Annotated in this window: 25 protein-coding genes and 1 other RNA gene; 14 read left to right on the top strand and 12 right to left on the bottom strand. The window is 42.8% G+C overall.

Annotated features, from left to right (window positions below; translation table 11 throughout):
- Window positions 1-5 precede the first annotated feature (5 nt).
- The 3 genes from BN1936_RS11385 to BN1936_RS11510 are packed head-to-tail and all read left to right on the top strand — an operon-like array spanning window position 6 to window position 2,811.
- A complete protein-coding gene (locus BN1936_RS11385) occupies window positions 6-1,526 on the top strand; it encodes a nucleotidyltransferase family protein (protein WP_022444735.1) in 1,521 nt (506 codons plus the stop codon).
- The gene (locus BN1936_RS11380) at window positions 1,526-1,906 is read left to right on the top strand and encodes an HAD family hydrolase (protein WP_082164562.1); all 381 of its coding nucleotides are present in this window, start codon (window positions 1,526-1,528) and stop codon (window positions 1,904-1,906) included. Before BN1936_RS11385 ends, BN1936_RS11380 begins: the two co-directional genes overlap by 1 nt.
- A 14-nt stretch (window positions 1,907-1,920) precedes the next feature.
- On the top strand, window positions 1,921-2,811 hold the full coding sequence (locus BN1936_RS11510) for a type I phosphomannose isomerase catalytic subunit (RefSeq protein WP_022444736.1): 891 nt from the start codon (window positions 1,921-1,923) through the stop codon (window positions 2,809-2,811).
- Window positions 2,812-3,544: 733 nt separating this feature from the next.
- On the opposite strand, the gene BN1936_RS11950 is transcribed toward BN1936_RS11510, so the two are convergent.
- Together BN1936_RS11950 and BN1936_RS09295 are read right to left on the bottom strand one after the other, a co-directional pair.
- Window positions 3,545-4,087 (bottom strand): helix-turn-helix domain-containing protein, encoded by a 543-nt coding sequence (locus BN1936_RS11950; RefSeq protein ID WP_407919254.1) that lies wholly within the window; start codon window positions 4,085-4,087, stop codon window positions 3,545-3,547.
- On the bottom strand, window positions 4,087-4,284 hold the full coding sequence (locus tag BN1936_RS09295; protein WP_049687238.1) for a hypothetical protein: 198 nt from the start codon (window positions 4,282-4,284) through the stop codon (window positions 4,087-4,089). The genes BN1936_RS11950 and BN1936_RS09295 overlap by 1 nt, the downstream gene beginning before the upstream one ends.
- Before the next feature lie 623 nt (window positions 4,285-4,907).
- On the opposite strand from BN1936_RS09295, the gene BN1936_RS11505 reads away from it, so the two are divergent.
- From BN1936_RS11505 to BN1936_RS09280, 3 genes are all read left to right on the top strand, one after another.
- Window positions 4,908-7,235 carry a hypothetical protein gene (locus BN1936_RS11505; RefSeq protein ID WP_148521241.1) on the top strand — a complete coding sequence of 776 codons (2,328 nt, stop codon included), beginning with the start codon at window positions 4,908-4,910 and terminating at the stop codon, window positions 7,233-7,235.
- 1,362 nt (window positions 7,236-8,597) lie between these two features.
- Complete coding sequence (locus tag BN1936_RS11945; protein WP_148521239.1) at window positions 8,598-8,861, top strand: acyltransferase family protein; 264 nt, start codon at window positions 8,598-8,600, stop codon at window positions 8,859-8,861.
- 268 nt (window positions 8,862-9,129) lie between these two features.
- Window positions 9,130-9,681: an acyltransferase family protein gene (locus BN1936_RS09280; RefSeq protein WP_049687235.1), complete on the top strand. Its 552-nt coding sequence runs from the start codon at window positions 9,130-9,132 to the stop codon at window positions 9,679-9,681.
- Between the two features lie 359 nt (window positions 9,682-10,040).
- On the opposite strand, the gene BN1936_RS09275 is transcribed toward BN1936_RS09280, so the two are convergent.
- From BN1936_RS09275 to BN1936_RS11495, 3 genes are read right to left on the bottom strand one after another with little or no spacing between them, the layout of a single operon-like run.
- Entirely contained in the window at window positions 10,041-11,033 is a 993-nt protein-coding gene (locus tag BN1936_RS09275; protein WP_232422113.1) for an IS3 family transposase, read from the bottom strand.
- Window positions 11,033-11,227, bottom strand: coding sequence for a hypothetical protein (locus BN1936_RS09270; RefSeq protein ID WP_049687233.1), 195 nt, complete (start codon window positions 11,225-11,227; stop codon window positions 11,033-11,035). The genes BN1936_RS09275 and BN1936_RS09270 overlap by 1 nt, the downstream gene beginning before the upstream one ends.
- A complete protein-coding gene (locus BN1936_RS11495; RefSeq protein ID WP_022442678.1) occupies window positions 11,200-11,373 on the bottom strand; it encodes a hypothetical protein in 174 nt (57 codons plus the stop codon). The genes BN1936_RS09270 and BN1936_RS11495 overlap by 28 nt, the downstream gene beginning before the upstream one ends.
- Before the next feature lie 404 nt (window positions 11,374-11,777).
- On the opposite strand from BN1936_RS11495, the gene BN1936_RS09265 reads away from it, so the two are divergent.
- From BN1936_RS09265 to BN1936_RS09250, 4 genes are all read left to right on the top strand, one after another.
- Entirely contained in the window at window positions 11,778-12,818 is a 1,041-nt protein-coding gene (locus BN1936_RS09265; RefSeq protein WP_049687232.1) for an acyltransferase family protein, read from the top strand.
- Between the two features lie 258 nt (window positions 12,819-13,076).
- Complete coding sequence (locus BN1936_RS09260; RefSeq protein ID WP_148521235.1) at window positions 13,077-13,262, top strand: hypothetical protein; 186 nt, start codon at window positions 13,077-13,079, stop codon at window positions 13,260-13,262.
- A gap of 88 nt (window positions 13,263-13,350) precedes the next feature.
- Window positions 13,351-13,893, top strand: coding sequence for a DDE-type integrase/transposase/recombinase (locus BN1936_RS09255; protein WP_049687231.1), 543 nt, complete (start codon window positions 13,351-13,353; stop codon window positions 13,891-13,893).
- 109 nt (window positions 13,894-14,002) lie between these two features.
- Window positions 14,003-14,473: a hypothetical protein gene (locus tag BN1936_RS09250; RefSeq protein WP_022443678.1), complete on the top strand. Its 471-nt coding sequence runs from the start codon at window positions 14,003-14,005 to the stop codon at window positions 14,471-14,473.
- Between the two features lie 62 nt (window positions 14,474-14,535).
- On the opposite strand, the gene BN1936_RS09245 is transcribed toward BN1936_RS09250, so the two are convergent.
- Genes BN1936_RS09245 through BN1936_RS11490 form a run of 3 tightly spaced genes read right to left on the bottom strand, consistent with a single transcriptional unit; the run spans window position 14,536 to window position 16,020 of the window.
- A complete protein-coding gene (locus BN1936_RS09245) occupies window positions 14,536-15,201 on the bottom strand; it encodes an IS3 family transposase (protein WP_082164560.1) in 666 nt (221 codons plus the stop codon).
- A gap of 18 nt (window positions 15,202-15,219) precedes the next feature.
- On the bottom strand, window positions 15,220-15,822 hold the full coding sequence (locus BN1936_RS09240; protein ID WP_049687229.1) for a helix-turn-helix domain-containing protein: 603 nt from the start codon (window positions 15,820-15,822) through the stop codon (window positions 15,220-15,222).
- A gap of 48 nt (window positions 15,823-15,870) precedes the next feature.
- The gene (locus BN1936_RS11490) at window positions 15,871-16,020 is read right to left on the bottom strand and encodes a helix-turn-helix domain-containing protein (protein WP_148521228.1); all 150 of its coding nucleotides are present in this window, start codon (window positions 16,018-16,020) and stop codon (window positions 15,871-15,873) included.
- 521 nt (window positions 16,021-16,541) lie between these two features.
- Here BN1936_RS11490 and BN1936_RS11365 point away from each other — a divergent pair.
- Window positions 16,542-17,207, top strand: a complete 666-nt coding sequence (locus tag BN1936_RS11365; RefSeq protein ID WP_082164559.1) for a DDE-type integrase/transposase/recombinase — start codon at window positions 16,542-16,544, stop codon at window positions 17,205-17,207.
- A gap of 55 nt (window positions 17,208-17,262) precedes the next feature.
- On the opposite strand, the gene msbA (BN1936_RS09225) is transcribed toward BN1936_RS11365, so the two are convergent.
- The 4 genes from msbA (BN1936_RS09225) to BN1936_RS11610 all read right to left on the bottom strand — a co-directional run bounded on the left by msbA (BN1936_RS09225) (window position 17,263) and on the right by BN1936_RS11610 (window position 22,787).
- The gene (msbA, locus tag BN1936_RS09225) at window positions 17,263-19,008 is read right to left on the bottom strand and encodes a lipid A export permease/ATP-binding protein MsbA (RefSeq protein ID WP_049687226.1); all 1,746 of its coding nucleotides are present in this window, start codon (window positions 19,006-19,008) and stop codon (window positions 17,263-17,265) included.
- On the bottom strand, window positions 19,005-20,762 hold the full coding sequence (gene msbA / locus BN1936_RS09220; protein ID WP_022443984.1) for a lipid A export permease/ATP-binding protein MsbA: 1,758 nt from the start codon (window positions 20,760-20,762) through the stop codon (window positions 19,005-19,007). Before msbA (BN1936_RS09220) ends, msbA (BN1936_RS09225) begins: the two co-directional genes overlap by 4 nt.
- Window positions 20,763-21,182: 420 nt before the next feature.
- Window positions 21,183-22,427 carry a PAS domain-containing protein gene (locus BN1936_RS09215; protein ID WP_198290760.1) on the bottom strand — a complete coding sequence of 415 codons (1,245 nt, stop codon included), beginning with the start codon at window positions 22,425-22,427 and terminating at the stop codon, window positions 21,183-21,185.
- A gap of 57 nt (window positions 22,428-22,484) precedes the next feature.
- On the bottom strand, window positions 22,485-22,787 hold the full coding sequence (locus tag BN1936_RS11610; protein WP_198290759.1) for a hypothetical protein: 303 nt from the start codon (window positions 22,785-22,787) through the stop codon (window positions 22,485-22,487).
- Window positions 22,788-23,118: 331 nt separating this feature from the next.
- Between BN1936_RS11610 and msrB the strand changes: the two genes are divergently transcribed.
- The 3 genes from msrB (at window position 23,119) to ssrA (ending at window position 25,327) form a co-directional block, all read left to right on the top strand.
- Window positions 23,119-24,123: a peptide-methionine (R)-S-oxide reductase MsrB gene (msrB, locus tag BN1936_RS11940; protein WP_022443986.1), complete on the top strand. Its 1,005-nt coding sequence runs from the start codon at window positions 23,119-23,121 to the stop codon at window positions 24,121-24,123.
- A 182-nt stretch (window positions 24,124-24,305) separates the two neighbouring features.
- The gene (locus tag BN1936_RS09205; protein WP_022443987.1) at window positions 24,306-24,905 is read left to right on the top strand and encodes a LysR substrate-binding domain-containing protein; all 600 of its coding nucleotides are present in this window, start codon (window positions 24,306-24,308) and stop codon (window positions 24,903-24,905) included.
- Window positions 24,906-24,958: 53 nt separating this feature from the next.
- Window positions 24,959-25,327: a transfer-messenger RNA gene (gene ssrA, locus BN1936_RS11360) on the top strand.
- Window positions 25,328-25,388 lie beyond the last annotated feature (61 nt).

The raw sequence follows: 25,388 nt of genomic DNA, 5'->3' as shown, positions 1-25,388 counted from the left end.
TTAAAATGAAAGTTATTATTCAAGCAGGTGGTTTAGGTACAAGGATGCTTTCGCTGACAGAAAATAAGCCTAAAACACTTATTCCTGTATCAAACAAACCTATTCTGTTTAATATTTTTGATCAATTTAGATCACAGGCAGATGGTTTTATTGTTATAGGAGATTATAAATATGAGGTTTTGGATCGGTATTTACTGACATTTGCTAAAAACGAAAACTATATTCTAATTCATTCCACAACAAAGGGTAATGTTTCTGGCATAAAAAAAGCGCTAAGTTTAATATCCGATAACGAACCAATAATGTTAATTTGGTCTGATATTATTCCACCTAAAGATTTTGTTTATGATAAGGATTTTAGCGGCTGCCAAATCGGTGTTTCAGATTTTGCGTGTTCATGGTCTGTTCAGAATAATAAGCTAGTTCATGAGAAATCTGATAAAAATGGTGTAATTGGATTATATATTTTTGATAAAAAATCACGATTAGGAACGCTACCAGAAGAGGGGTCTTTTACCACTTGGTTGTCTGAGCAGAGTTTTCCCATTAAAGCTTTAAAAATAGATAATTGTATTGATATAGGAACTTTTAGTTCATACCAGAAACTTGATACAAATATAGACCGGTGTAGACCTTATAATCATATAGAGATTAAAGGAAATTATGTCATAAAGACTGGATTAACCGATGAGGCTAAAACATTTATAAAAAGAGAAGTATCTTGGTACAAACTTGCTTTAGGTTTGGGGTTTAAAAATATTCCATCCCTTATTAATGAAGCCCCTATGACAATTAGTAGAATTAGGGGGAAGAATATATTCCTAAGCAATTTAGATGAACATGGTAAAGAGCTATCACTGAATAGAATGATTGATGCTCTGTGTCATCTACATTCATTGGCCAAGTCAGATGCTAACTCTTGGGATCTGTATACAGAATACTTTACAAAAACAATTAACAGATTAGTATCAATATCATATGCAATCCCTTTTTCAGATAAAGAATATATATATATTAATGGAAAAAAATGCATAAATGTTTTAATGAAGCAATCTGAGCTTAGAGAGGCAGTTTTAAATACTTTGATGGAAACGCACTATACGTTATATCATGGCGATTGCCAATTAACGAATACAATGCTCGATGAAACTGGAAACATATATTTCATAGATCCAAGAGGATATTTTGGGAAAACGAAGAATTTGGGGGATGTGCGATATGATTGGGCTAAAGTCTATTATGCAATAAATGGAAATTTTGACCAATTTAATGTAAAAAATTTCACTCTTCATATAGAAGAAGATAAAGTTGAATACTCTATAGGTTCTGGTCAGTGGGAATTCTTGACGAGTAATTTGTTAGACAGAATTCCTAATGGAGAAGGAACAGAAAAAGAAATAAAATTAATTCATGCTATTATTTGGCTTTCATTAGCATCTCATGCATGGGAGGATTTTGATTCCATGTGTGTTGCATACTATAACGGGCTAAGACTTTTTAATGATTGGTTAGAGGAATACAATTAATGAATAAAAAAACTCTTTCTCTTTCTCCTCTTTCTCATACATGGATTTTAGATTTTGATGGAACTCTTGTAATTCATAATGGTTACAAGACAGGAGAAGATCGCTTTCTTCCTGGAGCCCTGGAGTTTCTTCAATCTATACCGAAGGAGGATGTGGTTATTATACTTACTGCTAGGGAGCCTGGTGCTAAGATGAGGACAGAGCAATTCTTGAAAAAGAATAGCGTTCGTTATGACCATATTTTATTTGGGATTCCAATGGGAGAACGCATTTTAATGAATGATACAAAACCCTCAGGTTTGCGTTGTGCCTATTCTGTATGTCCCAATAGGGATGAAGGACCAATCAATTTTTCATTTGTCATTGATAAGAATCTTTAAAAAAGGTGGGATAAATGCAAATTTTAAAACCTATAGTTCATGAAACGGTTTGGGGTGGAAGTAAGTTGACTCCATTCTCTGGAAGTACATGTGAAAAAATTGGGCATCTTTATGCTTGCATTGACAATTCTTCTTTTAAATCTGAAATTATCTCTGGATCTTTCTCTGGGAAAAATATCCATGATTGGTTTATTTCAAACAGAAAAAGATATGGTTTAGAGAATTATGATGAATTGCCAGTTCTGATGGCTTTGGTAGAAGCTGCAGATAATCTTTCTATCCAAGTACATCCAGATGACGAAATGGCAAAGAGGCTGATTGGTAAAACATTTGGAAAAAATGAATCTTTTTTTACAATAGAACCGCCTGAATCTGGATATATGTACAACGGTTGTACTGCCTCTTCAAAGCAAGATATGGCACGTCTTATATCTGAAGCGCGTTGTCTGGAAGGGGTAGACACTCTTGCTATACGAAAAGGTGATTATGTTTATGTTACTGGAGGTACATTACACGCTGCTTCTAGAGGATCACTTTCTTTCGAAATAGAAGAAAATTGTGATGCAACATACAGATTTTTCGATTTTAATCGAATTGACAAGAATGGGAAAAAAAGACCTCTTCAGGTTGAAAAGGCCTTAGCTTGTCTTAACATTCATCAAAAATCGTCTGTGCGCCAATATAACGGCGAAGAACAAATTGTTGAACGGATGTATTCGACACAGCATTTGGTCGGAAAGAAAAATTTTAAAAATAATGAAAGTTCTTTCATTATAGCTGTATTGATCAAAGGATCTAAACAGATTAATTTAAACAATTTATTGCCAGGTTGTGCTGTTATTCTTGAACCCGGAGATCAAATTGATTTAGATGGTTGTGAGTGGATATTCGTCAGAGTATTCTAGTAATAATTTAAATGGGCTGAAAGATAATACATTGATTATTTTTCAGCTCATGAGATCCTCGTATAGAAATCAAGCCCCTTAGCAGAGTGGAGATACCTCGTTCCTGCGTGTGACTCTCAAGCGCAAGCTTTTTTTTCAACCCGCTCCGGTGAACATCAAATGATCTTTCGCCGAAATTGTTTTTAAAAAATAAGTTGCAGTGTTTGATCAAGCAGCCTCTGGCAGAAGCTTTTCCTCAAGCCGCCTATTTTCGGGGTTGTGCTATACCCTGCCAATCGGAGTGCAGTTCAACACAGTATCGCTGGGTGGTTTCTGCGCCCCTCCAGCTTTGCCTCTTTGCGTCAGCGCAGCACCTCCGCATTTTCGCCGCAGTAGCGCTGTCCAGGTGTAACCATTCGGATGCCCTGATGTCTGTGGTGTTCGCTGTCATGTTCTCCAAAGTCCTGCATCCATTGCTCAACTTCCCCGACACTGTCAAGGCCGTCTCGAGGATACAGTTAATTGCCGCTGTACTTGATACTTGAGCGTGCTGAAGAAGAACTCAGAATACGGGTTGTCATTGCTGACTCGCGGACGGCTGTGCGAGAAGATAATTCCGTTCTTCTCTAGCAAAGCCATAGTGGATGCGGTTTTCATGCTTGCGCCATTGTCTGAGTGCACGACAAGCTGTCCGGGCCTGAATCCATATTTTCGGAAGGCATCCCCGTGAAAGACCACGGAAAAATCAGCATTGTCAGCGTCGACCCCCCTGGCTCTCACAAACCATACGGCTATAGACGCCGACACTGACGTACGCGTAGTAGGACCTGCCCATGTAAGTGCTGGAGCGAAGATAGTCGATATCCCAGGTCCATACTTCATTGGGCTTCTCCGCGGTGTAAGTGGTCGGTCTGCTGCGAAGACGGGCCTCCCGGGTAGGAGGAGCGCGGCGCGCGTTAAATCCCCGCGCTCTGAAAAGGCGATAAAGCGTAGAAAGAGAACACCAGTACTCCTTATTTTCATCCATAAGCTTATAGAAAGCCTGCGTCAGACTGAGGTCGCGCACGTCCTCTCGGCAGAATCGTTCCACGATCTGCTCCAGGAAATCTTCAGGGATTTGCCGGGAGCTCGTAAAGTTGCTCCGGTCGAGCCGTCCATCGCCATCAGGGGCATGCCGCCAGTTTTGCAATGTACGCGGAGTGATCCCAACCGCATCGCAGGATTGCTTCTGCGACAGTCCCTCCGATTGACCGAATTCGACCAGTGAAATAATTTCCCAGCGATCCTGGGCACTGATCAGTTTTTCTTTTCCCCCCGGATCGCCTCGGCTTTTTTTGACAGCATCAGCATCGTTGCGGCATCAGCCAATGCTTTGTCTTTTCTGGAGATTTCCCGGGCCTGCCTTGCGTTTTCCTTCTTGAGTTCGGTAATAGCGGACGCCTGGGCATCATGCTGCCGCTTGTCTACGGCATCTGGGGGTTTGCTGAACCCCATTCGACCCAGGCATCCATAGTGGAAGCGAGATAGCCATGTTTACGGCAGAATTGACCGAAGGCGGTCTCGCTCAGGAATGTTTTGACGTTAAGGTCGGCCATGGGCTTGGAAATTCCTGTGTTAGGCAGCGTGACGCAGACTGATTTATCTTTTGCTTTCTTGAGTCAGTACCTGATTGCTGATTTGCCTATTGAATACTGCCGGGTGGCTTCAGAGATTCAGAGTTCTTTGCTCAGAATGCGGGCCACAAGATTATCTATGATCTTCTGCGAATATCGCATATTTTACCACTCCATGTAAGGCTGGAAGAGTGGCGAAAGTTACTTTGACAGATAATGGAGGGAACATTTCTTAATTCGTCCTTTCATCCTCAGACTCGCTTTTAATAAAATAGCACCGAGCGATCCAATTTATCGACACGTATGCCCGAAGGGCCGTTAAAAACAGAGATAACGTGCTATCATTTAAAAGGTTTAAATTTAAAAGAATTATAAAATCTGCTATGCTAAAAGGATGTGTAAAAAATGGATTAATCAAGCTATCAGCTGAAATCATGTTTCCATGACACCCAGAACTAACACATAAAAATTACGAATCCATAGCCTTAAAATTATATTTATAATATGAATACCAATATTTACTATCCAAATCTTATTCCTAATGATCAAAATAAATATAGATTAAATTTAGTGATATATGATCTACTCAATGAAGTAAACAATATCACAAAGTGTTGCAAAAATGGATCGTATACATTGGTTCTTCATAAGCATCTAGGAGATGTTTTTTATGCTATTGGAGCCAAAGATGCTTTCTACGAAAAATATGGGGAAGAATTAAATTTTGTTGTTAGGCCTCAGCAAGAATTTTTAATGAAGTTATGGGGAGTTAGTAAACAAAATTATATTGTTTATGATATTGATAGGTTAGTAAAGAAAAATGTAAAGCTAAAAAAATATTTTTTCGGAGAAAAAAAGTTAAGTTCAATGGATTATGAATGGCTAGAAAATATGACTTTTCAAGCGGTTTTTTCTTGCCTACCGAATAAATCACACCCTTTTATTTGCGATAACCAAATAAGTAATATATTCACGTATCCTAGATATTGGTGCTATCGTTGGGCGGGTAATATGGGGATCGATGAAACATTTCGTTTTTCTATACCTAATGGGCATCTGCCTTTAACGAAAAATGCAATAGATTTTTGTAAAAGATATGGTGGAGTAGAAAAGATAGTATTAATTGCTCCTGAAGCTCAAACAGCTACAGAATTACCATTTGATTTTTGGGAAATAATAGTAAAAGAGATCCAAAAGTTAGGTTATTGCGTTGTTGTAAATTCGAATAAATATAATTTCAAAAAAACAATTTCAGCATTTGAGGAAAAATTATCCTTAGAAGATGTTGTTTCTATCAGCCTAAAATGTGCATATGTATTTACCCTTAGATCTGGATTATCCGATGTACTTGTTAGTGCTGGAGATAGACTCTACGCAATTAATCCATCCATTCTAAGGAGAGAGGATAGCTCTTTAAATAAACCATTTATTTCTGAAACTCATTGCAATGAAATCCAATTATTCAATTGGGAAATATCCAGTTTAAGATGGAATGGCATTGATCTCGGGTTGAAATTACAAAAAGTTATTGATCAGTATCATAGAAAATATAAGACAATAAAATTTTTTAATAAAATACCTCACAATCGTAAATTAACTGAACGAAAAGATTTGATTGAAAACATTTTTGGTAGAGGAGGCTTCTTCCCGGAAACCAATATTGAGAACAGGCCTCCCACTTCTCCTCACGTAGTTAAAATTTTTAATTTTTGTATATATAAAAAGAAGTTTTTTATAAAACATGATCACAATTGCAACTCGAAAACCTATTTTGAAGGCTTAGTAACGAGAGTAAGCGAGTATGATACTTTTAAAATAAACTTTATGGGAATAAGAGTATTTTCAAGAAAGAAAAATGAGAAAAAAATAGTGAAAATATTAGGTATACCGGTTTATATTAAAAACAGAAGAGAGGAATTTTTGCGTAATCTACAAAAGACAATTAAACCTGGATACGATAATATTTTTATCATACGACATAATATTGGAGAAACATTTTTGTATCTATCTTATTTTTCAGCTTGGGCTAAAAAAAATCATTCAAAAAAACCACTTGTCGTAGTTTGGCGTCCAAAAGATATTTATCTTTACAGAATGTTTTTGAACGATGATATGTATCAATTTATTGAGTTATCACAAAACGATCTGAATACTTTCTTTAAAACTCCTATCTCTAATCTTGGCGATATGACCTTATTTACTCCTACCTATCATATCGCAGAAAACATGAAACTTTTATATAAGAAAGGAAAGGATGTAAATTTTAATGATTACATTAAGGATAGTATGGGGCTTGGTTCGCACGATAATATAACTAATACGCCTAATTATTCTCAAGAATTAGCTAAATTAGTTACTAATCAGCTTTTATACTGGGGAATTAACGAAAAAAGATTTGTTTTACTCTGCCCTGAGGCAACAAGTTTACGAGAGTTACCATATGAAATTTGGAATAAAATAATTACCAAGGCTCATAGTAAAGGGTTATCAGTTATTGTTAACACATCAAAAGAACATGCTAATAAATTTAATCAAGCAGATCAGGTCTGTTTTATGCCTCTAGATGAGCTATATGTCTTAGCTCATTATTCTTGTGCCATTGTATCCATGGCATCAGGACTTGGTGTTTTTCTAAGCTCTGTAGGGGTTTCTATGTTGTTACTCTATACTAGATTTAAATCCTTAGAAATTGATTATGATGCAGATCTCTCAATGAAAATATATTCAGTCAAGAATCTTGATTTTATCAACACTAGTAAAGTAACTGAAATTAATTGTGATTCAATAACTAATGAATTTTTTGAAATTGAAATAAACAAATTATTTGTTTAATTTTTTAAAACTATTTATTTGAAGATTAATAACTTAATTTTTATTTATAAATTAATATATTGTAATAAATATTAAAATATAAAATATAATAATTACGTTTGTTAACTTTCCTCTCATACCTAGGATTTGTTAAGTAAAAGTTCTAGGAGGCGACAGAAAGGATTGATTTCGGTAATCTACTGGATTCGGTTCCTTTAATTTCACTTGCTTCTTCTGTTGTTCCAGTGCTTAATTTAATTATCAAGATTTCTTTGGCGAATTATCACCTCAAGTGCAAAGCCTTTGAAAAAAGTGGCCCATGAAACTTCCATAATGAGATTGTCAAGATAACTATAGAGGGAGTTCATGCGCCACTATAACTATCTTACTCTTCAGGACAGAGTAAAGAATCTGGCTTTTTCTATTTCAGGCAAATCATAGTCTGAAATTGCTTGCGAGATTGGGGAAATTTTTCTACGATTTCCTGCGAACTGAAGCTAAAGGTAGCTAATGCATTGCAGAAGGAGAAATATTCCGAAATTTAACCTGTTAATGTCAGAACTTATCTCAAATCTGCTTGTTGAAAAATCCTGGTCACCGGAGCCGATTCAATACCTCTTCAGAAAGGAGCATCCCCGAATCTTAGAATCAGCGTCACGACAATTTACCGAGGAATATTTTTAGGCTTTCTGGATTGTTTTGTGGATGACCTAAGAATGTCCCGTTACTTCCAACACCACGGTAAAACGCTTCACCGTAAAAGAATGGTCAAGAGGCGGGTATAAATCCAGATCACTCAACACCATTGAAGAGCGACCCCGGGAAGCTCAGAACAGGTCTTGCCTAGGAGGTTGGGAAGGTGATACTGTCATTGGGTAAAAGGACGGAATCTGCCTCACGACTCAAGTCGATAGGAAATCTGGATTTCTCTGTGACGGGAAAAACGCTTCCAAAACTGCAGTGCAGCCGATGTGTCTTTCGTAATTGAGACGTCTCTGTCAGATAAGGATTAGCGCACGAGTACCTTAGATCGCGAAAAAGAATTTTCCTTGGCTGAAAAACTAGAGAAAGATCTCAAAGCCTATGTGTATTTCTTGTTTACCTCACCATCCATTGGAGAAAGGAAGCAACGTAATGCCTACGGTCCGCTAGAGACTTTTTCCCAAAGGGAGTGAGTACAATAAAATTTATCAGACAGAATTTCAGAAATGGCTCAATGCTTTGAGTCACATGCCCAGAAGACGTCTATTAGAGGTGCACGATTGAAGTCTTTTATTCAGTAATCTCTTGCTTGTTCTGATAATTAACCATATATAATAAATCCATTCTTGCAAAAGTTTTATTGAAATTTATTATTTAATATTTTATCGCATAAATTAAAATATGTCTGAAATAATATCATCCGTAAATAATCAAACAGCAAAAATTAAATATTACAATGATGTTAATTTATTTAGGGGATTTGCTATATTTATAATAGTTTGGCAACATATATTGATGCTAATTAAATTTTACGGAGGTGTTAATTGGGAAACGCATTGGCAAAGCATAGAAAATTTAAGATCAGCATTTTTTGATGGTGGAACTTCATACTTTGTATTCATATCGGGATTTTTTTTATGCTCTTTTTTACAAAAGAGGGTTTGATTACAAAGTATTCATTAAAAATAAATTGCTAAAGGTGTTTTGTCCTTATTTTATTATCTCGTCGATTTTTGTTTTATACAGAGCGAGCTTAGTTTATTATAATATTGACAATAATTTTATATTTTATAGTTATCTATACTGGTCATTTTGGTATGTTCCATTTATAATGGTGATGTTTGCTATATCACCTATTTTTATTAATTTTATTGAATTAAATAAACGAAAAAAATATTAATTTTTATGCTAAGTATTGTTGTGAGTGTTATAGTTGGTCGAAGGTGCTTTAATCCATTTTTGTCAGCCGTTTTTTTGGTTCAGTTTTTACATATTTGGTATAATGATAGCTATTGTGTATGATAGGCTTATTAATATTTCAAACAACGATAAATTATCTCTTATATATGGAACGTTTCTGCTAATTATTGTTATTATGTCGATTGATGGCAATATTCGCTTAAAAGAAATGCCAACATGGGAGATTAAATTTGATGATCCATCTCTAATGGTACTGGGGAAAATTGCGCTCTGTTCTTTTTATTTGTTTTTATTCGGTTGGCTGGCTAAAAAGAGTATTATTTTTGTTTCATTCGCATTAAAAGTGTTAGCTAAATATTCATTTTCAATATTTTTCCTCCATCAGTTTATGATTCTTCATCTGGAACGGCATCCTCACAAGAGTTTTTTCTCCGGATTGAATTTTTGGCAGGCAGAGTTGGCTGCATTATTAATTGCTATTGCAACATGCGTTATCTGTATATCTGTAGCTTGGTTGTTGAAAAAAATCAGCGGAAAGTACAGCAGGATGGTGATAGGTTGTTAATGTTTTATGTTTCGTCCCTCATTGATCACAGGACACTTTCTCTAACCTAAAATTCCTTTAGGGGGAAAGCTATGACGATTAAGAAAAAAGTGGGAATTTTAAGAACTAGTCGTACGACTAGTTCTTATTCGGAGACTTCCGGGATTGAGGCAGAGAATTTAGTTCCGGAAGTTTCTCCAAATCTTGATGCCTCTGGTGACGTGATGCCAGAAGATTCCGGAGAATGTCAAATAATCTTTCACCGAAAATTTTCGTAAAAAAATAAGTTGCAGTGTTTGTTCAAGCAACCCCTGACAAAGGCTTTTCCTCAAGCTTTCCATTCTCGGAGTTGAGCCATACCCTGCCGATCGAGGTGCAGTTCAGCACGGTATCGCTGATCCAGCGTTCCGGGTAGTTTCTGCGGGCCTCCAGCATCGTTTCCCTGTGCGGCGCAGCACCTCCGCATCTTCGCCGCGGTAGCGCTGTCCGGGTGTAACCATTCGGATACCGCTATGTCGGTGGTGCTCTTTGTAATGTTCTACAAAACTTTGCACCCATTGCTCAGCTTCCCCGATGCTGTTAAAGCCGTCTCGGGGATACAGGCAATCACCGCTGTACTTGAGCGTGCGGAAGAAGGATTCAGAATACGGGTTGTCATTGCTGACTCGCGGACGGCTGTGCGAGAAGGTAATTCCGTTCTTCTCAAGCAAAGCCATAGTGGGCGCGGCTTTCATGCTCGCGCCATTGTCTGAGTGCACGACAAGCTGTCCGGGCCCGAATCCATATTTTCTGAAGGCATCCCTGAGAAAGCGCACGGCAAAATCAGCATTGTCTGAGTCGAAAACCCTGGCGATCGCAACCTTACGGCTATAGACGTCAACAATGACGTACGCGTAGTAGAACCTGCCCATGTAAGTGCTGGAGCGAAGATAGTCGATATCCCAGGTCCATACTTCATTGGGCTTCTCCGCGGTGTAAGTGGTCGGTCTGCTGCGAAGACGGGCCTCCCGGGTAGGAGGAGCGCGGCGCGCGTTAAATCCCCGCGCTCTGAAAAGGCGATAAAGCGTAGAAAGAGAACACCAGTACTCCTTATTTTCATCCATAAGCTTATAGAAAGCCTGCGTCAGACTGAGGTCGCGCACGTCCTCTCGGCAGAATCGTTCCACGATCTGCTCCAGGAAATCTTCAGGGATTTGCCGGGAGCTCGTAAAGTTGCTCCGGTCGAGCCGTCCATCGCCATCAGGGGCATGCCGCCAGTTTTGCAATGTACGCGGAGTGATCCCAACCGCATCGCAGGATTGCTTCTGCGACAGTCCCTCCGATTGACCGAATTCGACCAGTGAAATAATTTCCCAGCGATCCTGGGCACTGATCAGTTTTTCTTTTCCCCCCGGATCGCCTCGGCTTTTTTTGACAGCATCAGCATCGTTGCGGCATCAGCCAATGCTTTGTCTTTTCTGGAGATTTCCCGGGCCTGCCTTGCGTTTTCCTTCTTGAGTTCGGTAATAGCGGACGCCTGGGCATCATGCTGCCGCTTGTCTACGGCATCCGGGTGTTTCTGAACCACTTGGCCCAGGCATCCACAGTGGAAGCGAGATAGCCATTTATACGGCAGAATTGACCGAAGTCAGTCTCGCTCAGGAATGTTTTGGCGTTAACGGCGGTAAAGGCTTCAAGGTAGGTCACACCCTTAGGAAGCTTAGGGTCGGCCATGGGCTTGGAAATTCCTGTGTTAGGCAGCGTGACGCAGTCTGATTTCTCTTTTGCCTGATTGAGCCAGTACCTGATTGTTGATTTACCTATCGAGTACTGCTCGGTGGCTTCAGAGATTCGGAGCTCTTTTGATTTCTTCTAGTGTGTACATAACAAGGACCTAAATAGTTAAATATGGTCCAAGTTTTCGTCCGCACCCTCCTAGGGGAAGATTTCATTGCGCTTGACACACGAGATCATAAAAGTCAGAATCATTAATCTGTCCTCAAAAGGAAGATAATGATAGTGGTTCATAGACACTCTATAGTTATCTTGACAATCTCTATTACGGATGGCTTTGTGGGTAACTATTTTTCTCAGGATTTTCCTTGAATTGATAATTCGCCATCTAAAAGAACTAAATTATGTTTAATTTAATTAAAACAATCGCTTCTCCATTAGCTATAAATAAAAATAGAATCGCATGGATTGATATAGCCAAGGGTATTGCAATTTTACTTGTAATAATAGGCCATTGTCCTCAAATAGGATCTCCTTTAATTTCTATTATTTTTTCATTTCATATGCCGTTATTCTTTATTCTATCCGGTTATACATTTAGAGCGGCTAGATCTAAAGATGAGTTACTATTACATCTTAAAAAAAATATTAAACATCTTTATTTCCCCGTAATTATCATACTGATCTTCTGGATGTTTATATCGTTGTATCAGATAGGGCGCATAGATCTTTCAATTATAAAATTATTGTTACGTGATGGTATTTCAATGATTTATTGGGGATTGGGCGATGATTATAATGGACATCTTCGTATTGGAATTCCATGGTTTCTGATCTCTTTATTTTGGTCAAAATTGATAATTGATGTATTATCTGTCTATTTTAAGAAACAAGATGTTTTCTATTTGATAATTTTTATTGCGATTTTAGGGCTATATTTAAGTGTAAATAAAATTATCCTTATCCAGGGGATGACTACTAATTTTATTTCCGTTTTTTTTATTTATATTGGAATGCTGTGGAAACAGTTTGAACCTCAAATTAGTAAATATTCACAGCTCATATTTATCGTATGCTTGCCTTTATGGTTATACCCAGCTCTAAATATCCAATTTATAAATATGGCGGCTTGGTCTTACCCTCAAAATATATTAACGATTATAGAAAGCATGGCTGGCTCTTTCTCTGTTTGTTGCATTTGTAAATCTATTAGTGAAAAAAAGATCTTATCCTATCCCTTTATGGTGTTAGGTGCTCAGACCATGATTATATTCTCTGTTCATGCTCTCGATTATCTCTTTAGGGAAATTTGGAATACAGAAACCGTATATCAAACTGTTTTGAATAGGATAGTCTTTGTTTTAATTATTTCTTTTGTTTTCTTAGAGCTAAAATATCTTACAAATTTGTTAATCAACAAAATAAAAAATAAACCTGTTTTCTAATGAAGCATTAGCTGTGAAAATAACTTTCGCCATTATTCCAGACTTACATAGAGACATGCGATTGTACCGGTGTTTTGCGACAATAAGAACCGTCCAAAAGCGTCGATAAGAAATCCTCATTTCCGTCATTAAGGAACATGTTTTTTCAGGGCGTCCGAAGGACGCCGTGAAAAATTTGATTCTTTAAACGACAAAGTCCACGTTTTTCAATCATGCTTCTCTGGCTACCACACCAAGAGAGGCGCACGAATGCTAAACATGGACCAAATTGATGATATCAAAAAGGCTGCCCAAAGCGGCATGTCAGTTTCTGCCATAGCCGCTACGCGCAATATTGACAAAAAGACCGTCCGGAAATACATCCTTTTCACTGGCGACACCAACGAAGGAAATTTTCCCCTGGAGCGCACTACATCCTATCAACGTATCGATCAGAACTGTTGAGCGGTTATTTAAGAAAATCAGAGTCCGGATAAGGCAGGAAAGAAAACGCAAGCACCTGAAACTCGAACATCGGAAAGATGAGGCTCAATTGGACTTCGGCGAAGTGCACATGTTTATCAATGGCACTCCCTGCAAGCGTGCAATTCTGATTTTGACCATGCATTACTCCAACTTGCGGATGGCCAATCTTCTGCCTGCGCAAAATTTCGAATGCCTGGCAAAAGGGCTATTGCAAATATTTGAAGAGATTGGGAGAGTTCCCCAGAGGATCCGCTGTGACAACATGAAAACATCCGTCTCAAAGATCATTCTCCGAGACAAGCTGCCTTATGAGACTGATGTTTGGGATGCTATGGATCACCCTCGTCGACTTACCAATGACTTCAAGCTGTTCATGCATGCCTATGGCTTTGTCGCTGAGTTTTGCAATGCAAGTTCAGGTTACGAAAAAGGTTCCGTAGAAAATGTGGTCGGTTGGATCCGACGGAACTGCTTTATTCCATCAATCGCGTTTGATGGCGACTACGTCGCTTTAAATAAGCGTCTCGTTCAGTTTTGTTGGAAGGAAAGCAAACTCAAGCACTATTACTTTCGGGACAAAACGATTGAGGAGCTGTTTGCAGAAGAGTGACCCCGAATGCTTACGTTGCCTGACAAGCCCTTTGATGTTACGCGACACGATAAAGTGATCCACTAACGACACGAGAAAGTAGTCCACCTCCACCTAACCTGGAGGCTTTATGGACGTGTCCAATAAGAAAAAAGAAAATGCTTATTCCCATTTTTTGCGGAATAAAGCAATGATTACTTATTCACAATACGAGGATATCCAACAATGTCGAATGGACGGTTTATCAAAACGAGAAACAGCAAGAAAAACCGGCCTGAGCAGAAGGACGATCCAAGTTTATTGGGAGCTGGATTCCTCTGATTTAAAGCCAATTACAAGACACAGAAATAAATTTATTGATAACCATCAGGAGCTGGTGGAGTATCTCTACCGCAGGCACCGAAACTGCGATGTTGCCCGCCAGGAACTTGGCAAACAAGGTTTCAAGGTGCCCAGTCTGAGAACGATTCAGAGAGCCACCTCAGCACTGCGTAAACAATTGCGGACGGAGCAGGTTGCCAAGGCATACAGACGAGTTGAGAGTTACCCCGGTGATCTCATGCAGATTGATTACGGAACAGCTGCTCTGACAATTTGTTAGCGGACAGTGTATGTTGACCCCTAATTGAACCGCCCCCCTAAATTGCGACAGTTTCCTGTTGTTTAAATTTTAAGAAGTTTGCAGGGGAAAGGTACCCTAATTTCTCCTGAAACCCTTTCCTTGTTGTACCAGCGAATATATTTATCGATTATCTGCTTCAAATCGGCTCTTGGTAAAACATAACATCTGTTTTTGGGCATCTGATAGATTGTTTCCGATTTCAGATGCCCATAAAAATTCTCCATGCAGGCGTTGCCAAAACAATTTCCCTTGCGGGAGTAGGACAGATCAATGTTCAACGATTTTGCCAGATCCCTATAGAGGGGAGCGGTGTAAACCGTACCTTGATCACTATGAAGAAGCGCAGGACCAAGACCTGCCAGCTTTGAGAGTGTGGTCTCAGCCAGCTCCCTGGTAGCGCCAGTATCAAAACCCCAAGCAATAATCTCTTTGGTACAAAGATCCTTGATCGTGGACAGAACAAGCCAACCTTCTTCTACATGAAAGAAAGTCATGTCTGTGACCAATTTCTTCCTAGGTTCTTTAGGGAAAAACTCCCTGTTTAACTTATCAATGCAAGGCCGACTATCTGGAATCTTCGGTTCGAGACGGCAGCGCTTAAATCTCGGCAGCCTAACCCGGGAATTCAGATCGTTTTCTCTTATAAGCCGAGCCACACGCTTGTGATTGATCGGAGTTTCCAGGCGCATACTCAGGAACCTGGCCAACCGTTTCGCTCTGTAAGCTTAGGAGTGAAGGACTTGCTCATTCCTGATCGCCGGAACCAGAGATGAGTCCTTTTCTTCCCTTGGCTTCAAATGGCGATAATAAGTCCTTCGGCAGACGTTAAAGACCTGACAGGCTTTTAGAACCGACATACCAAAGCTGACCAGCTGTTTAATGCTGTCCACCTTGGCATTCATGGTCATTGGTAATGCCTCAGCCTTTTCCTGAACCAGCTTCGATAAGGCTTCAGCTTGAACTTTGGATTTCTCAAGAGCATTCATTGCCGCGTCCTCGGAGTTATTCTCCACGAGCTTGTCAATGAACTGTCTGAATTCCCGGGATAAACGATATCGACGAATCCATCGATTGATCGTTCTTTGGCTGACTCCGACTCGCTCTGCCGCTTCCAACCTGGATTTGTCGGGATTATCTTTCAAAGACTTGATAATCCAAGCCGCCGCAGGAGTCATTTGCCAGCCCCGCGGATGGTGTACAGCAAAAGCTTTCTCCGGGCTCCCATAGCGTTCACAAGACAAAAGCCAGGATTTAAAAAGAGTATCAGGAATATTGTACTTGGCCGCGAATTTCCTCCTTCCCGGTATCGTTGCAAAATACAAATTCATCAGCAGCAATTTTTCTTCGTTGGAGAAATACTTTGACTTTTTTTCCGTCTAATCCGTATGACCAAATTTGAATCGGAGCAGCCAGTCTTTAACGAGCTCATAGCTGATGTTCAGCTTCTGCGCGACCTTCACACCGCTATTGCCGGCACTAAACAAAGCCAGAGCTTCCAGACGCTGTTCTTTTGATGGTTTTGCCATGGCAAGTTCTCCTCAAAAGTGTCGCATTTCTGGGGGTCGGTTCAATTACTGGCTCAAACCTCTTGTCCGTTGACATATTTTTTCGATGCGACAGGGAAACTCGTGTCAAACCACAAGCGAAGCTATGACATCAGGAAAGACTTTGTTGATTGGATTGTAGAGCTTCAGTTGCTAACAGAAAGGCCCAGCGCTTTCAAAAATTCGTCGTTTGGCAAGATCATCCCTTCCGATATCTACAGCTATCTTTTTCAACTGACTGCTCCAAAGCGGAAAATCATTTTCTCAGCTGTGTCCCAAAGGCTCAACAATGGTGAGCCAACAGGACGGACTCGGCAGAGTCTGACCAATCCATTCTTTCTGACGTAATGGGAGTGCTTAAGGTATTCCCTTCGTTTGGGTACCGCCGAATCAGCGCGGTCATAACCCAGAGACGCAGGAACCTGGGCAAACCACCGGTAAACCATAAAGGAATCTTCCGGATAATCCATCAATTTAATCTGACTTTGCCTCAGAAATAACCGCTGCATGGCCTTTCCTCCGATCACCGGGGACATGTTGCTGTCGCTGAACCCGATCGCCGCTGGTGCTCTGATGGTCTCGAATTCAGATGCCTGAATGGTGAGATCGTCACCGCCACCTTCGTAATTGATTGCTGTGACAGGGAGTGTTTTTCTCTTGTCGCAAAATCAGGCAAGGGATTGACCTCCGCTATGGTGCAGGACGCCTTGATTATCGCCACAGAAAGAAGATTTGGAAATCTTTCAGGAAATCACGTCCCTGTGCAATTTCTGACGGATAACGGGGCAGCCTACACATCCATATCCACTCAGGCTCTCGTTTGCAGACTGGGACTGATTGATTGCAAAACTCCGGTCTGCAACCCGCAAAGCAACGGCAAAGCTGAGGCTTTTGTCAAAATCCTGAAGCGGGATTATCTGCCTTTTATTGATTTAAACAGTGCTTATACCGCAATGAAATCATTAGGAAAAGTACAGGATCTTTACAACAGACATCATCCTCACTTGGCATTGGGTTGCCTGTCTCCAAAGGATTACCGTGAACTGCATGGCTATCCCGAGACTCTCGAACAAAGCCACCGCGTCAGCGAGAAAATGATCTCCGCTCCGCCATTGGCAATTAAATTGGTAAAGCAGGCTTCCGGACCTTTCCTGCGCCCTAGATCCTAAATGACAGGTCCTTAATTAAATTAGAAAGACTGCCCTGAATCAAGGGGGCAATACACTACTTTATTTTTTGCATTCGACAAAGTTTGGCGTATATTCCATTGAGTGATAAAAGTAACTTATGTGGTCCTTCCTCCTGTATCTTGCCATCAGATATTACATAGATTCTATTGCAATCTTCAATGGTTGATAATCTATGGGCGACTGTAATTGATATTTTACCTTTGGTAAGTTTTTTTAAAGAATTTTTAATATCATTCTCGCTTTTGCTATCCAACGCACTGGTGGCTTCATCGAGAATAACAATTGGAGCATTCTTTAGGATTGCCCGGGCAATTGAAATTCTTTGTCTTTGTCCACCTGAAAGCAGTTTTCCCCCTTCTCCGACGGATGTGTCGATGCCTTTAGGAAGGCTTTGAATTAGTCCTCTCAGATCAGCTGCATCTATTGCGTCATTGATTTCTTCTTCAGTTACTAAACTCTTCACACCATATGTGATGTTGTTTTTTATCGTATCTTCAAAGAGGAATACATCCTGTGATACGAGAGACATCTGAGACCGTAGACTTTCGAGTGTGTAATCTCTGATATCAATACCATCGATTGTTATCTTTCCTCCAGTTACTTCCAGAAATCTGGGCAGAAGGTTTACGATCGAGGTCTTTCCTGAGCCAGATTGCCCGACCAAGGCGATTGACTCACCATTTTTGACGGTAAAAGAAATTCCCTTCAGTGCGTCTGCTTCTTGCCCAGGGTATCTGAGATGCACGTCTGTGAAGGCAATCCCTTGGTGAATTTCTTTAAGTTCTTTCTTTCCAGTATCCAGTTCGGGTTTTGCATCAATGACATCAAAGATACTTTTGGCTGCTACTGAGATACTGGCAAATGTTGAGTTAAGTCCTGCAAGGTGTTGAACCGGGGCTTTGATAAGGAGGAGAGCGGACAGGAAAGTAACGAACTGACCGAATGTTAGCGCTCCCCCCTGAGCTTCAATCAGCGCTACTGCCACGACGAACGCAACCGCTACCATTGTCAGAATCTGCGTCAGTGGCGTTGGAAGCCCCTGCAGAATATTCGTTTTTAGAGCCAAACGGCGGATTCTCATATTAACTTTTGAGAATCGTTCATCTTCAAAATCATAGGAGTCGTTGATTTTGACTATTCGTTCCGCTTCATATGACTCCTGGATTCGGGAGATCATATTACCCAGCGTCTCTTGACTTTGTTTGACAACGACTTTGACTTTTTTGGATAGCAGACGAAGTACTATAAACAACGCCGGCCCAATGACAAACGTGACCAAAGTCAGAATCCAGTCGTGCCAGAATAGGACACATAGCAAACCAATGATCTGGACGGTGTCGCGAATCATGACGGTCACTGAATCTGCTGCTCCGGAAAGGGCGAGGGTAGATTCATTTACAAACTTTGAGCTTATGAGACCAGTAGATACTTTCTGGTATTGGGATTCAGGCCAATGTAGTACGCTGTTGAAGAGTTCCTTTCGTAGAGTCACCAGTACAGACTGGCTTACCTGAGACATGATATAGGCGCTCAGGACTGTCGAAATGGCAAAGACCAGAGTGACCGCGATCAATGCAGCAGGCAAAGCAAAAACCAGCCAGCTACCGCCTTGGTAAAAGCTCACATCGGTCAGCTTACCTAAAAGTGTGGCTGTAGCGGATGAAGTTAATGCGGTGGCAATCAGAAAAATACTGGCGACAGCTATCTTGCCTTTATAAGGAAGAAAGTACTTATAAAGCCTCACTAGGTTTTCGTCTCTATGCTTCAGTATATTGATCATTCTGATTCCAAAACATGAAGAGATTGCAGGTGGCAGAGATTCGCGAAGAGACCGCCTTTCTTCAGTAGCTCATCCCGCGTCCCGATCTCTTTCACCTCCCCCTCAGCCATCGCAACAATAGTTGTGGCTCCGGATACTGTTGAAAGTCTGTGAGCGACAATGAACACTGTTCTGCCCTTCATCAGTTTTGCCAAAGCGTTTTTGATATGGGTTTCGCTGAAGCTGTCCAGAGCGCTGGTCGCCTCATCCAGAATCAGAATCGGGGCATCCTTCAGAATGGCGCGTGCAATAGAAATGCGCTGTTTCTGCCCCCCTGAGAGGAAATTTCCTGCTTCACCAACCGGAGTCTCCAAACCCTTTGGCAGTGCATCGATGAATTCCCTCAGGGCCGCATCATCAATGGCCTTATTAATTTGAGCTTCTGTCGCGTCAGGAACACCGTAGGCAATGTTGTTCCGTATCGTATCGTCGAAGAGAATGACATCCTGAGAGACAATGGCGATTTGTTTTCTCAGGCTCTTTAGTGTGATATCACGGGTGTCATAGCCATCAATGAGAATACGTCCTGACGTTGGATTCCAGAACCGCGGGATCATGTTCACCAGAGAGGTCTTTCCTGATCCCGAGAAGCCTACAAGAGCAACCGAATCGCCGGGATTGACTGTCAGGTTGAAGTCATGAACAGCATCTCTTTCAGCGCTGGGATAGCGAAGAGAAACATGGTCAAAGACTACCTGTCCGCTGCAGTAATCCAGTTCGGTTTTGCCATTATCTTCCTCTTCCTTTTCATCCAGGGTGGCAAAAATGCTGTCCGCTGCCATCCTGATCATGATGAAGCCTGTATTCATGCCAGCTAGGTTTTTGACCGGAGGAATCAGGAGCAGGAGAGCAGCAAGGAACGTAACAAACTGCCCCCGGTCGAGAGCGCCGTTCTGCATCTGAAATACCGCAAAAGTCAGAACAACCGCAATACCGATCATGCAGAGGAGCTGAGACGCCGGAGTTCCAAGCGTTGTGACTTTCGTCATCCTCACCATCATTTTGTAAATTTCATTATTGATGTGAGCAAAACGGTCGTACTCAGCCTTATATGTATTGGAAATTTTGATAAGACGGTGTGCTTCGTATACTTCCTTAACGCGTGAAAGAATACTGGCAAAAGATTCCTGGCACGAGGCCATGACTGACTTCATTTTTATCGCTACATATCTAAGAAGCAGGAAGATCAGAGGTCCGATAATCAGAGCAACGAGCGAAAGCTTCCAGTCCTGCCAGAAGAGAGTGGCCACCAAACCGACTACCTGACTTGAATCACGGACCAGAATGATGCAGGATTTTGTTGCGTTTGAAAGCATGGCATTCGCTTCAAACACAAACTTGGACGTGATGGCACCGGTGGAGTTGTTCTGATAGGCAGCAGAAGGCCACCGCAGCAACCGATGAAACATCTGCTGACGCAGTGTGGCAGATACGGACTGGCTGACTTTCCCAAGCAGATAGTTGCTCATAAACATGCTGCCGCCGTGGAGGAAAGACACGCCAATCAGTCCAAGCGGTGCTGCGACGATAATCCAGGCGGCCTGGTTATAGAACCCCACATCTGTCAGTTTGCCCAGCAGCCAGGCGATCAAAGAAGATGCTGCGCCTGCTGATACCATGAAAAAAATGGAAAGCGCGATGATGCCTTTATAGGGGGGCAAATAGCCTAAGAGTCTTTTCAGGCTTGAACCAGAAAAAAGATTCCTCAGTATCATGAAAGGCCTTAAAAACTAAATAAGCGGCAAGCTTAGGGCATACGGAGAGGGTATCAAACAGATAAGGCTGAATATCTGACTCAAAAACGTTGAAAAACAGCGCTTTGACACCGATCTTGCCTAGATTGGAATCAAGTACTATTTTTAATGACTTAATTCCCTTGCCGTGACCGTTTCGGAATTCACGTAGAAAGCGGTCATAAACGGGAGGGCATTTGCTGATTCTTTCAGCGAAGTGCCCTGAATCCTGACAATATTAACCTGTTTCACCTACGGATATTGCATCGATTTGTCATTGGATCAGAGCTGCAGGCTTAGAGAGGAATTCCGTCAAGACAAATACATGAGCAAAGAAAATAAAATCCCCTCAGACCTCCCATAGGAAGTCAAAGGGGATTGAAAGAGCTTAAAAGGCTTCTTTTAGTGCTTGGCAATCAGAGCAAGCAAAGCGGACTTCAGCTCATCAATAGAAAGACCGCTGTGGCGGCTCATGTCACCAGCCGTGGCCTTGGGGATCATGATCCTTGCGAGCGGCGTCTTAAGGGCTTTGAAGACTGGCGAAATGGTAGACAGTTCATCCTTCAGCCAGGGGAAGGCATTCAGAATATCCTCAAGTCGGGTGGATTCCGTCAGGGTGTCAATGATGGAAGGGGTTTCGGCTGCGTCAGACGCTTTGCCGGTCAGGTTGCCATCCTTTGTCACCGGGGCGTCGTCGCTGGTACCGGGTTCCGAGATGCCATAGACCCGTTCGGGGGCATGGGTTTCGTTGCTCCAGGTGAGCAGTGTGCGGGATCCCGTCAGTTCGCGGATACGGGTGCAGTCCTGCATCGTCTCAAGAACGCCGCGGAACTTGCCATCCGCATCACGCACGGCAACGTATCGAATGTAGATGAAAGCGTCCTTCTTATTGATCCAGAAGTCAGCAACATCCTCTTCTCCGGCCTTGAACTTCGCAAGGATTTCTTCCACATACTTCATGCTCGTCTTCGGGTGGCAGTTACGCACCTGACGGCCAATCACGTTCTTGCTTCGGGGGAAGATACGATGTTCCGTATCGGAGTAGAACGCGACGAGATCATTTTCGTCGACGAAGGAGATATCAAGAGGCAGGTTCTGCAGTACGAGGTTCACCTGATCAAGCGTGAGTTTCCCGTTTCGCATTTCAAGCTTCTCATCAGAGCCGGCTCCAGACGCCAGACCGTACTTAGCAAGAAGCTTCTGAAGGTCGCCGACAAAGTCCGTTGCTTCAGCCGCGGCGGCCGGAGCCGAAGCAACCGGGGCAGCCGCAAGGGCAGCGCCGGTATTTTCAAGCCAGGCGTAGCCGATCTCAGCGTCGCCCGAGCGCATGTCATCGAACTCCTTACTGCTGATCAGCATGAGGGAAGTCGGAAGAAGAATCTGCTCTTCCTTATTCATAAGATCGGTCAGATCGTCAATCAGATCCTGCTGACGGGAGAGGAATTCGTCATCAGACCCAGCTTCGAGAAGCGCGCGGTTATCGCGGATTTCATCCCGGATCGTGTCGTCGAAGAGCCACATATGAGTGGACGGGCGGTCAAAGCCCTTCTTTTCAAGCACCGAGTAAAGCTGATTCTGCTTCCTGGAAAAATGCTTCTTGATCTCGGCGAGGCGATCATAAATATCGAGCCACTGATTGCGGATCACGGGATACTGCGCCAGATCCTCGATCTCTTTAACAATGCCGCGTTCCTTGTCGTTTTCCTAGAAGTAGCGGGCAATCGGATGATCCTCGGGCAGCTCAGGACGGCTGCGATCCATGATGGGACCGTAGATCTTGAAAATGTCGGAAATCCGATTCAGACGGCAGGCTTCATCGCCTTCTTCAGGGCTGATGTTCTGTTCGATCTGGGCGATCTCCCAGGGTTTCAGAGACTGGATTTCGCTCTTCAGCTGACGCTGCGCTTCTTCAAGTGAAATCTGGTTCTCGTCATAAGCCTTGCGGATAGCAACCGCCTTTTCTAGCTTAGCGTTATCAAGTCCGGGAATTTCTTTCAAGCTGGTCATGGCAACCCTGTGTTTTATGTTGGGGGTGGTAGAAAACGGGAATCATTTTAAATGGAGACTCAGAAAAGCGAGAGGCTTATTTCTGTCGGAAAACTCTATGCACTGGGAGTCTTCTTGGAACAGGAAACTGACTGAATTTGCGTCAGATATCTTCAATGCTGTCTGTGACACTGAAGCCCTTATGAGAAAAAGATTCGGACGCTATACTGCTGATATTGAAAATGGTTATTAATCCCGAAGGGAGGAAGAGACGATGCTGAGACGGACTTTGGCCTTGGGAGCGGCTTCGTTTTCTCTTCTGATTGCCTGCAGCAGGGGAGGAGCTCAATCCATGGAAAAAGATACAAGAATGCTTCCCGCGGAAAAGCCCCGGGCGGGAGAGAAGGAGATTTATCTCGCCGGCGGCTGCTTCTGGGGAACTGAACACTTCATGTCGAAGGTTGCTGGTGTCAGGGTGTCTGAGTCCGGATACGCCAATGGCACCGTTGCCAATCCAACTTATGAAGACGTGTGTACCGGCCGAACCGGAGCCGCGGAAACAGTGCACGTTATTTACGACCCTGAAAAAGCTGATCTGCCATTCCTTCTCGGTCTCTTCTTTGAAACCATCGATCCGACAAGCCTTAACCGTCAGGGGAATGACATCGGAACCCAGTACCGGACCGGTATTTTTTATACCGATCCAGGCGACAAACCCATCATTGAGGATGAGGTAAAGAAGCTCTCAGCCAAATATTCAAAGCCTCTGGCGCTTGAAGTGAAGCCGCTGACATCCTTCTACCGGGCTGAGGAATACCATCAGGATTTTCTTGTGAAGCATCCGGACGGCTACTGCCATATTCCGCGGCGCCTGATGGAAGAGGCTGAGAAAGCCAAGTATGAGCCGACCCATAAGGGATTTCGAAAGGCCGGATCGCCGAGTCTCAAGGATCGCCTGACACCAGAACAGTATGACGTCACGCAGAACTGCGGCACCGAGCCGCCTTTCCATAACGCATATTGGAATGAGCACCGGGCAGGGATCTACGTGGATATTGTGAGCGGAGAGCCGCTTTTCTCCTCTTCAGACAAATTTGATTCCGGCACTGGGTGGCCGAGCTTCACGAAGCCGATTTCAGAGTCCGTTCTGAAAAATACGACGGATACGTCGTACGGCATGGTGAGAACTGAGGTGAAATCAGCAGCAAGCGGGTCGCATCTCGGGCATGTCTTCCCGGATGGGCCGTCTGATAAGGGCGGACTTCGCTACTGTATGAACAGCGCGTCTCTCCGATTTATCCCGAAAGAGGAAATGGAGAAGGAAGGCTACGGGGCGTACCTGAAGTATGTGAAGTAAAACAGGTCAGGCGTTCAGAACGAAACCGGAGATGGGGGCAGCCTCTCTCCGGTTTTTCTTACGGCGTTTGATGTCAGCCGCGTCAGGTATCCCGGAGGACATTCACCATCTCCCTGATGACAGGAGGCCCTCCGGCAGGAATAATAGTCACGCTCACTTATACACAGTTAAAGGGTTCCGGCATGGCATCTGCAGAAATATTGAAAATCGGGGCTTCGAAGGAAGTCCTTGAATCCCGGCTGAAAACCGTTCTTCCAAAGATTCATGAAACGTTTGATGGTCAGGTTCAGGTCATTGAGGAATCGGATACCGATGTGCTCGACGCGGTTATGTCGGGAGAGCTTGACGCCTGCTTTACTGTCAGGGGCGAGGAAGACGACGCGTTTAACCGCTGGCCTCTTTTCTTTGAGGACATCATGCTGATTTATCCGGACTCTCATATTCCGGTGGAGTCTCAGATGGATCTCGACGATGTGCCGTTCCTCGTAATTCCTGAAAAATCAGTTTGCAAAGACCGGATGCTTTCATGGCTGTCAGATGCCGGTCAGGCTCCGATCGGTATTGAGGAGGCGGGGGACTTTTTAACGATTATCCGTCTCGTTTCTGAAGGCGCGGGCTTCAGCGCGGTGCCGGGATCGCTTTTTGCCGGATCTCCTTATAAGACAGAGATTCAGGCGGATCCAATGGAAGAACCTTACCGTACGATGCGTATCGATCTTGTGGCAAGAAAGGGAGTCCGCGAGGATGAGATCCGCAGACTTCTCGGGCTCTTTGGAAAATAAAGCGTCCTCGGTCTCACCGGAAAAAATAAAAGCGGGTAGAATAGACCTTCCTTGGGGCTGCCTTGGTTTCGACGTGGATTACGAAGGAGCACGGGGCATGTCGAGGTCCGAGATCCTCGTTAAACAGTTCGGAAAAGTAATAAACGCCAATAACAAGCGTTACGCTCTCGCTGCTTAATACCAGCGGGACGCTGCACCGGTTCGCCTGAGGGCCGGGTCAGCCTAAAAACTGACAGCAGCGCCATATACTCGGGCTGGATCCTGTTGGAGCCGTGACGGCAGGATTAAGATCAAGCGGCTGGTCTTCATATGGCCTGCTGGTGGGCATGGATGAAGATGAGATTTAAAGTTCATCAGATACGCATGTAGAACCGTCTTTGGACAATTTGCGGACGCGGGTTCGACTCCCGCCAGCTCCACCAGACACTAATCCCAGACTGTCTTAGGACGTCTGGGATTTTTTATTAAATCAATAAATTACAA

The sequence above is a fragment of the Dakarella massiliensis genome, assembly GCF_001182045.1.
GTDB lineage: Bacteria > Pseudomonadota > Gammaproteobacteria > Burkholderiales > Burkholderiaceae_F > Mesosutterella > Mesosutterella massiliensis.
Note: the sequence above shows the minus strand (reverse complement) of the source record. Positions and strands in the feature narration are given on the sequence as shown.

Bases quoted from the DNA above. Each gene is read 5' to 3' on its own strand.
- BN1936_RS11385 (WP_022444735.1), top strand. From the start codon at position 6: ATGAAAGTTATTATTCAAGCAGGTGGTTTAGGTACAAGGATGCTTTCG.
- BN1936_RS11380 (WP_082164562.1), top strand. From the start codon at position 1,526: ATGAATAAAAAAACTCTTTCTCTTTCTCCTCTTTCTCATACATGGATT.
- BN1936_RS11510 (WP_022444736.1), top strand. From the start codon at position 1,921: ATGCAAATTTTAAAACCTATAGTTCATGAAACGGTTTGGGGTGGAAGT.
- BN1936_RS09295 (WP_049687238.1), bottom strand. From the start codon at position 4,284: ATGGGGTTCAGCAAACCCCCAGATGCCGTAGACAAGCGGCAGCATGAT.
- BN1936_RS11505 (WP_148521241.1), top strand. From the start codon at position 4,908: ATGAATACCAATATTTACTATCCAAATCTTATTCCTAATGATCAAAAT.
- BN1936_RS11945 (WP_148521239.1), top strand. From the start codon at position 8,598: ATGTCTGAAATAATATCATCCGTAAATAATCAAACAGCAAAAATTAAA.
- BN1936_RS11495 (WP_022442678.1), bottom strand. From the start codon at position 11,373: ATGGCCGACCCTAAGCTTCCTAAGGGTGTGACCTACCTTGAAGCCTTT.
- BN1936_RS09265 (WP_049687232.1), top strand. From the start codon at position 11,778: ATGTTTAATTTAATTAAAACAATCGCTTCTCCATTAGCTATAAATAAA.
- BN1936_RS09260 (WP_148521235.1), top strand. From the start codon at position 13,077: ATGGACCAAATTGATGATATCAAAAAGGCTGCCCAAAGCGGCATGTCA.
- BN1936_RS09250 (WP_022443678.1), top strand. From the start codon at position 14,003: ATGGACGTGTCCAATAAGAAAAAAGAAAATGCTTATTCCCATTTTTTG.
- BN1936_RS09240 (WP_049687229.1), bottom strand. From the start codon at position 15,822: ATGAATTTGTATTTTGCAACGATACCGGGAAGGAGGAAATTCGCGGCC.
- BN1936_RS11490 (WP_148521228.1), bottom strand. From the start codon at position 16,020: ATGGCAAAACCATCAAAAGAACAGCGTCTGGAAGCTCTGGCTTTGTTT.
- msbA (WP_049687226.1), bottom strand. From the start codon at position 19,008: ATGATCAATATACTGAAGCATAGAGACGAAAACCTAGTGAGGCTTTAT.
- msbA (WP_022443984.1), bottom strand. From the start codon at position 20,762: ATGATACTGAGGAATCTTTTTTCTGGTTCAAGCCTGAAAAGACTCTTA.
- BN1936_RS11610 (WP_198290759.1), bottom strand. From the start codon at position 22,787: ATGACCAGCTTGAAAGAAATTCCCGGACTTGATAACGCTAAGCTAGAA.
- msrB (WP_022443986.1), top strand. From the start codon at position 23,119: ATGGAAAAAGATACAAGAATGCTTCCCGCGGAAAAGCCCCGGGCGGGA.
- BN1936_RS09205 (WP_022443987.1), top strand. From the start codon at position 24,306: ATGGCATCTGCAGAAATATTGAAAATCGGGGCTTCGAAGGAAGTCCTT.